A 6,905-nucleotide genomic window follows, 5' to 3' on the forward strand; every position below is an offset into this window, starting at 1 on the left:
ATGGCTCGCACCGACACCACGACCGGTGCGCCCGACGACGTCGGCGCGGCCGTGGCGGCGCAGGCCGTCGCGGCCGCTGGCGTCGACGCGTACCCCCGGATCGTCGCGACCCTGATCCGGGTGACCGGGGACTGGGCGTTGGCCGAGGACTGCGCGCAGGAGGCCCTGGCCGTCGCGCTGGAGCGCTGGCCCGGCGACGGCGTGCCGGCGAACCCCGGCGCCTGGCTGCTGACCGTCGCCCGCAACCGCGCGATCGACGTGCTGCGCCGGACCGCCGTCGAGCGCCGCAAGCTGCACGAACTGGCGGTCCTCGCGCCGGACGACGCGTGGCCCGAGACCCCGGCGGGGGAGGACGTGGTGGACGACCGGCTGCGGCTCATCTTCACCTGCTGCCATCCCGCGCTCGCGATCGAGGCTCGGGTGGCGTTGACCCTGCGGACCGTCTGCGGGGTGCCGACCGCCGACATCGCCCGGCTCCTGCTGGTCAGTGAGTCGACGATGACCCGCCGGCTGACCCGCGCCCGGACCCGCATCGCGCAGGCCGGCATCCCGTACCGGGTGCCGAGCGGGCCGGCGCTGGCCGAGCGGCTGCCCGGGGTGCTCGCCGTGCTGTACCTGCTGTTCACCCGGGGCTACGTCGTCGACGGCGAGCCGGCCTTCGCCGATGAGGCGGTCCGGCTGGCCCGGCTGCTCGACCGGTTGATGCCGGAGCAGTCCGAGGTGGCCGCGCTGCTGGCGCTGCTGCTGTTCCAGCACTCCCGCCGGGACGCCCGTCGCGACGCCGCAGGCAACCTGCTCACCCTTGAGCGGCAGGATCGCGCGCGGTGGGACCGCGCGGCCACCGCCGAGGGCCAGGCCGCCCTTGCTCGGGTACGCCACGACGGGCCGTACGCGTGGCAGGCCCGGATCGCCGCCTGCCACGCCACCGCGCCGTCCGCGGAGGCCACCGACTGGCCGACGATCGCGCGGGCCTACGACGCGCTGGCCGACATCCGGCCCTCACCGGTGATCGCGCTCAACCGCGCGGTCGCGCACGGCTACGCGTACGGGCCGTACGCCGGATTGGGCCTGCTCGACGCGGCGCAGGCCGGGGGAGGGCTGGACGGTAACCCGCTCGCCGTGGCGGTGCGGGCCGATCTGGTCGCCCGGCAGGGTGACCGGCTGCGGGCCGCCGCGCTGTTCCGGGAGGCCGCCGGGATGGCCGGCTCGGCCGCCGAGCGCCGTGCTCTGCTCGACCGGGCGGACGACCTCGCGAGGTAGCCGGATCCTCCGGGTCAGCCGCGCTTGGCCAGCACCAGGAAGCGGGTCCAGGCCGCCGGGTCGAAGGCGAGCGTCGGACCGGCCGGGTCCTTGGAGTCGCGTACGCCGATGACGCCCGCGAGGTTGTCGGCCACCTCGACGCAGTCGCCGCCGTTGTTGCCACTCTTGCTGCTCTTGCGCCACCGAGCGCCGGTCAGGTCCATGATGCTGCCGCTTCTCTGATGAGGTTAAGGGACTGCGCACGAGACAGGGCTGCATCGCGGATGCGCTCCCACCGTCGGTCCAGCGTAGCAACGTCGGCCGCCTTGTCGATGAGCTGCGCTTGCGCCTGACTGTCGACGTGGGCGACCCGCGCCCCGTCCGGCATCTCGGCCACGGTGAACGGCCCACCGAGGCCCGGATACATGCCGACGTCGGCGGGCACGACGAACAGCGACACGTTCGGCAGAGCGGCCAGTTCGGCCAGCCGCTCGCACTGCTCACGCATCATGGCCCGATCGCCGTCGAGGGTGCGCCGGAGGATTCCCTCGTCCAGGACCGCGACGATGAGCGGCGGGCGTTCCCGGCGCAGGATGGCCTGCCGGCTCAGCCGCGCCTCGGCGAGATTGTCGGCTTCGGCCGGTGTCAGCGCCTCGCCGACCAGCGTCGCCAGCGCGTACGCCTTCGTCTGAAGCAGGCCCGGTATCCACGCGAGCTGAAACGACCGCAGCGACAGCGCCTCGCGCTCGATCTCGGCCCAGGGTCGGAACCAGGCCGGCGTTCGACGCTTCAGCGCGTCCGGCCACAGCTCCTCGACGTTCCGACCGAGCAGCTCGGCGACCCGGGCACGATGACGAGTCTGGGGAATTCGATCCCTGCTCGCCCACTTTGCCGCCGTCTTCGGATCGACACCAATCTGAGCAGCGAGACTGTCCGCTGTGTAGCCCTTTTCGACCATGGCCGCCTGTACGGCTCGATTCATCTCCACACTCTCCAGAACGTTCCAGACGTCGGAGGTAAATACTTCTACGCGGTGTAATTGTTTGGCAACCCTCGGCAGGGTGCTGTGTAGACAGCATCGACGAGGGAGCGCAGGATGCCCGAGGAGAAGCCCCGAGATCACGCGAAGCCGACCGTCGGTCCGTTGCCGTCCCGGCCGAAGCAGCCGCGCAAGAGCGCGCCCCGCCCCATCGAGCGGCTCATTCCTCCGCACCGTGGTTCCGGTCGCGCCGCCAACGTCGTACCCGAATCACGCTGGCGACCCCGGTGCGGCCCGCCGGTCGGGCACACCGCCGACGGTCCCCTCTGGATGTGCGACGCCTGCGGGCGGGACTGGCCCTGCCCGGCGCTGCGAGCGACCCCGACGGACGCTGCTCGCCGCGCGACCCTTATCCCCGAGTTCTCCCGGATCACCTGGCGGGCGATCCGGGACCTGCGCGGCCAGCCGGGCGGCCCCGATCCGGTGGCCATCGTTCGCCGTTTCCTCTGGTTCCTGCCCCTCACCGACGAAGAGGCCCGTGCGGTCGCGCTGCGACTGCGCTGAGCGGGACCTGGTCCGGATCCTTCGCTGGCCGTACCACGTTCTTGCCCTTTGCTCTGCTTCAACGGGCGCAACGGCACCGCACGGTCAGTGTTGCGCCGAGTGAAGCAGAGCAAAGGGCGCGAGACAGCTACCCGGGGCATGGGAAGGCAGAGACGGGGAAGGGCCGCTCCCCGCCAGCGCGGGAAGCGGCCCTTCGCAAATGTCGTACGCGATCAGTTGGCGATCATGCGGCGCAGCACGTACTGCAGGATGCCGCCGTGGCGGTAGTAGTCCGCCTCGCCCGGGGTGTCGATCCGCACGACGGCCTCGAACTCCACGCCGGTGTCGGTCGTGACCGTCACCGTGCGCGGGGTGTCGCCGTCGTTCAGGGCCGTCACGCCGGTGATGGTGAACATCTCGGTGCCGGTGAGGCCCAGCGACTCGGCGGTGACGTCCACCGGGAACTGCAGCGGCAGCACGCCCATGCCGATGAGGTTGGAGCGGTGGATCCGCTCGTACGACTCGGCGATGACCGCCCGCACGCCCAGCAGCATGGTGCCCTTGGCCGCCCAGTCCCGCGACGAGCCCGACCCGTACTCCTTGCCGGCCAGGATGACCAGCGGGATGCCGGCCTCCTGGTAGGCCATCGAGGCGTCGTAGATGGAGGTCTGCTCGCCGGTGAGGTGGTTGACGGTGAAGCCGCCCTCCACCCCGGGCACCAGCTGGTTGCGCAGCCGGATGTTGGCGAAGGTGCCCCGGATCATCACCTCGTGGTTGCCCCGGCGGGAGCCGTACGAGTTGAACTCGTGGCGCGGCACGCCGTGCTCGGCGAGGTACGTGCCGGCGGGGGAGTCGGCCTTGATCGAGCCGGCCGGCGAGATGTGGTCGGTGGTCACCGAGTCACCCAGCTTGGCCAGCACCCGCGCGCCCGAGATGTCGACGACCGGGCTCGGCTCCTGCTGCATGCCCTCGAAGTACGGGGGCTTGCGCACGTAGGTCGAGTCGCTGTCCCAGGCGAAGGTGTCGCCGGTCGGGGTGGGCAGCGACTGCCACCGCTCGTCGCCGGCGAAGACGTCGGCGTACGCGGCGCTGAACCCGGTCGCGCCGATCGCCTGGGCGATGACGTCCTGGATCTCGGCACTGTTCGGCCAGATCTCCCGCAGGAAGACCGGGTTGCCGTCGCTGTCCTCACCGATCGGCTCGTTGGCCAGGTCGATGTCCATCGTGCCGGCGAGGGCGTACGCGACGACCAGCGGCGGGGACGCCAGGTAGTTCATCTTGACGTCCGGGTTGATCCGGCCCTCGAAGTTCCGGTTGCCGGAGAGCACCGAGACGACCGACAGGTCGTGCTCGTTGACCGCCGCCGACACCTCCTCGGGCAGCGGGCCCGAGTTGCCGATGCAGGTGGTGCAGCCGTACCCGACCAGGTTGAAGCCCAGCTTGTCCAGGTAGGGGGTGAGGCCGGCCCGCTCGTAGTAGTCCATGACGACCTTGGAACCCGGGGCGAGGGTGGTCTTCACCCACGGCTTGCGGGTCAGGCCCTTCTCCACGGCGTTGCGGGCCAGGAGCGCGGCACCGATCATCACCTGCGGGTTGGACGTGTTGGTGCAGGAGGTGATCGCCGCGATCACCACGGCGCCGTGGTCCAGCTCGTACTCGACGCCGTCGGCGCTGGTGACCCGGATCGGGTTGGTGGCCCGGCCGCCCGCGCCCACCGCCGCGGTCTCCAGGTCGCGCGGCTCGTCGGCCGGGTCGCTGAACTCGTTGGCGGGCGGGTCGCTGGCCGGGAACGACTCGGCGCTGGCCTCGTCGGCCGGCCCGTTCGCGCCGCGCGGCAGCTCCTCGCGGGGCACACCCGGCTTGAGGTCACGCTCAACGTCGGATTCCTCGGCGACGTAGTCGGTCAGCGCCGAGCGGAACAGCGTCTTGGCGGCGCCCAGCGGCACCCGGTCCTGCGGACGCTTCGGGCCAGCGAGCGACGGCTCGATGGAGCCCAGGTCCAGCTCCAGGCGCTCCGAGTAGTCCGGCTCCGCCTTCGGGTCGTGCCAGAGGCCCTGCTCCTTGGCGTACGCCTCGACGAGCGCGACCTGCGCGGCGTCGCGGCCGGTCAGCTCCAGGTAGCGGATCGTCTCGCCGTCGATCGGGAAGATCGCGACGGTGGAGCCGTACTCCGGGGACATGTTGCCGATGGTGGCCCGGTTGGCCAGCGGCACGGCGCTCACGCCGGGGCCGTAGAACTCGACGAACTTGCCGACCACGCCGTGCTTGCGCAGCATCTCGGTGATGGTGAGCACCAGGTCGGTGGCGGTGGTGCCGGCCGGCATCTCGCCGGACAGCTTGAAGCCCACCACGCGCGGGATCAGCATGCTGACCGGCTGGCCGAGCATCGCGGCCTCGGCCTCGATGCCGCCGACGCCCCAGCCCAGCACGCCCAGGCCGTTGACCATCGTGGTGTGCGAGTCGGTGCCGACCACAGTGTCCGGGTACGCTTGGCCGTTGCGCTCCATGATGGTGCGGGCCAGGTACTCGATGTTGACCTGGTGCACGATGCCGGTGCCCGGGGGGACGACCTTGAACTCGTTGAACGCGGTCTGGCCCCAGCGCAGGAACTGGTAGCGCTCCCTGTTGCGCTCGTACTCCAGCTCGACGTTGCGGGCGAACGCGTCCTCGCGACCGAACAGGTCGGCGATCACCGAGTGGTCGATGACCAGCTCGGCGGGGGCGAGGGGGTTGACCTTGGTGGCGTCGCCGCCCAGCTCACGTACCGCCTCGCGCATGGTGGCCAGGTCGACCACGCACGGCACGCCGGTGAAGTCCTGCATGAGCACCCGCGCCGGGGTGAACTGGATCTCCACGCTCGGGTCGGCGGTCGGGTCCCACCCGCCGAGCTGGCGGATGTGGTCGGCGGTGATGTTCGCGCCGTCCTCGGTCCGCAGCAGGTTCTCCAGGAGGATCTTCAGGCTGTACGGCAGCCGATCGTGGCCGTCCACCTTGTCGATCTTGAAAATCTCGTAGCTCGCGTCTCCGACGCGTAGCTGGGTCTTCGCACCGAAGGTGTCGAGGCTCGCCACGTCGTACTCCTTCACACCAGCGACCGTGAGTAGTCCTGAGCAGTGTGTCGCACCGACCGGGGTGCCGCCGAGGTTAGGTGACACTTACCGACGATTCCGCTCTCAAACAAAACCGTACGTCCGTCTTGCTAGTTTCGCAACTCGGCGCACGGTTCGCCCATCCCTCCATCCCTAGCCTCCTAGGATGGATAGGGGGTGTGCGCGTGCCCGCACCACCCGCCGCCGGGTCTTCGTCGAGGGGCCGGTCGGGCAGGCCGGCGCGGGTAGGGTTCGAGGTCCGGTCGGAGGAGGGTCAACCGTGTTCGACGTCCAGCACTGGCTCGTGTCGCTGCCGCCGATCGCGGTCTACCTGCTCGTCGCCGGGGTGATCGGCGTGGAGAGCATGGGGGTACCCCTGCCCGGTGAGATCGTCCTGGTCAGCTCGGCCCTGCTCGCGGCCACCGGAGTGGTGGAGCCGGAGTGGGTGGCCACGGCCGCCGCTACCGGAGCGATCGTGGGCGACTCCATCGGGTACGCGGTGGGTCGCCGCGGCGGCCGCCCGCTGCTGGCCCGGCTGGGCCGACGCTTCCCCCGCCATCTCGGCCCCGCCCAGCTAGCCCGGGCCGAGCAGAGCTTCGCCCGGCACGGCGTCTGGGCGGTGTTCTTCGGCCGGTTCGTGGCGCTGCTGCGGATCCTGGCCGGCCCGCTCGCCGGGGCACTGCACGTGCCGTACCGGCGGTTCCTCCTGGCCAACGCCGCCGGCGGGCTGGTGTGGGCGTTCGGCACCACGTACCTGCTGTTCACCGTCGGCCGGGCCGCCGAGCACTGGCTCAAGGACATCTCCTGGGCCGGCCTGGTCCTCGCGGTGCTCGCAGGGCTGGCCAGCACGTGGTGGCTACGCCGACGGGCCCACCGCGTGAGTGCGGCCGAGCCGGCGCAGTCCACTGAGCCGGCGCAGTCCGCGGAGCCGGCCCGCACCGGTAGGGATCGCTGACCCGGGGCATGCCGAAAGGGCCGGGCCCCGTGGTGGGGTCCGGCCCTTGTCGGTGGTGGTGCTGGGGTGGGGTCAGCTGGTGGCGTAGCCGCGGGTGGCG

General features: G+C 71.3%; 6 protein-coding genes. 3 read left to right on the forward strand and 3 right to left on the reverse strand.

The genetic code is table 11. The features are described from left to right. Positions 1–1,260: a sigma-70 family RNA polymerase sigma factor gene (locus ABZU53_RS24245; protein ID WP_355067639.1), complete on the forward strand. Its 1,260-nt coding sequence runs from the start codon at positions 1–3 to the stop codon at positions 1,258–1,260. Positions 1,261–1,274: 14 nt separating this feature from the next. Here the strand turns inward: ABZU53_RS24245 and ABZU53_RS24250 are convergent, their stop codons facing one another. Both ABZU53_RS24250 and ABZU53_RS24255 read right to left on the reverse strand, forming a co-directional pair. Beyond that, entirely contained in the window at positions 1,275–1,463 is a 189-nt protein-coding gene (locus ABZU53_RS24250) for a DUF397 domain-containing protein (RefSeq protein WP_210917330.1), read from the reverse strand. After that, on the reverse strand, positions 1,454–2,221 hold the full coding sequence (locus tag ABZU53_RS24255; protein ID WP_355067641.1) for a helix-turn-helix transcriptional regulator: 768 nt from the start codon (positions 2,219–2,221) through the stop codon (positions 1,454–1,456). The genes ABZU53_RS24250 and ABZU53_RS24255 overlap by 10 nt, the downstream gene beginning before the upstream one ends. A 114-nt stretch (positions 2,222–2,335) precedes the next feature. Between ABZU53_RS24255 and ABZU53_RS24260 the strand changes: the two genes are divergently transcribed. Continuing rightward, positions 2,336–2,782 carry a hypothetical protein gene (locus tag ABZU53_RS24260; protein WP_355067643.1) on the forward strand — a complete coding sequence of 149 codons (447 nt, stop codon included), beginning with the start codon at positions 2,336–2,338 and terminating at the stop codon, positions 2,780–2,782. Positions 2,783–2,994: 212 nt separating this feature from the next. Here the strand turns inward: ABZU53_RS24260 and ABZU53_RS24265 are convergent, their stop codons facing one another. Next, complete coding sequence (locus ABZU53_RS24265) at positions 2,995–5,847, reverse strand: aconitate hydratase (protein ID WP_355067645.1); 2,853 nt, start codon at positions 5,845–5,847, stop codon at positions 2,995–2,997. A gap of 283 nt (positions 5,848–6,130) precedes the next feature. Here ABZU53_RS24265 and ABZU53_RS24270 point away from each other — a divergent pair, with 283 nt between their 5' ends. Next, a complete protein-coding gene (locus ABZU53_RS24270; protein WP_354861785.1) occupies positions 6,131–6,805 on the forward strand; it encodes a DedA family protein in 675 nt (224 codons plus the stop codon). The last annotated feature ends 100 nt before the right edge of the window (positions 6,806–6,905 follow it).

The sequence above is a fragment of the Micromonospora sp. NPDC005194 genome (assembly GCF_040608335.1).
Classification (GTDB): domain Bacteria; phylum Actinomycetota; class Actinomycetes; order Mycobacteriales; family Micromonosporaceae; genus Micromonospora.

Bases quoted from the DNA above. Each gene is read 5' to 3' on its own strand.
- ABZU53_RS24245 (WP_355067639.1), top strand. From the start codon at position 1: ATGGCTCGCACCGACACCACGACCGGTGCGCCCGACGACGTCGGCGCG.
- ABZU53_RS24255 (WP_355067641.1), bottom strand. From the start codon at position 2,221: ATGAATCGAGCCGTACAGGCGGCCATGGTCGAAAAGGGCTACACAGCG.
- ABZU53_RS24260 (WP_355067643.1), top strand. From the start codon at position 2,336: ATGCCCGAGGAGAAGCCCCGAGATCACGCGAAGCCGACCGTCGGTCCG.
- ABZU53_RS24250 (WP_210917330.1), bottom strand. From the start codon at position 1,463: ATGGACCTGACCGGCGCTCGGTGGCGCAAGAGCAGCAAGAGTGGCAAC.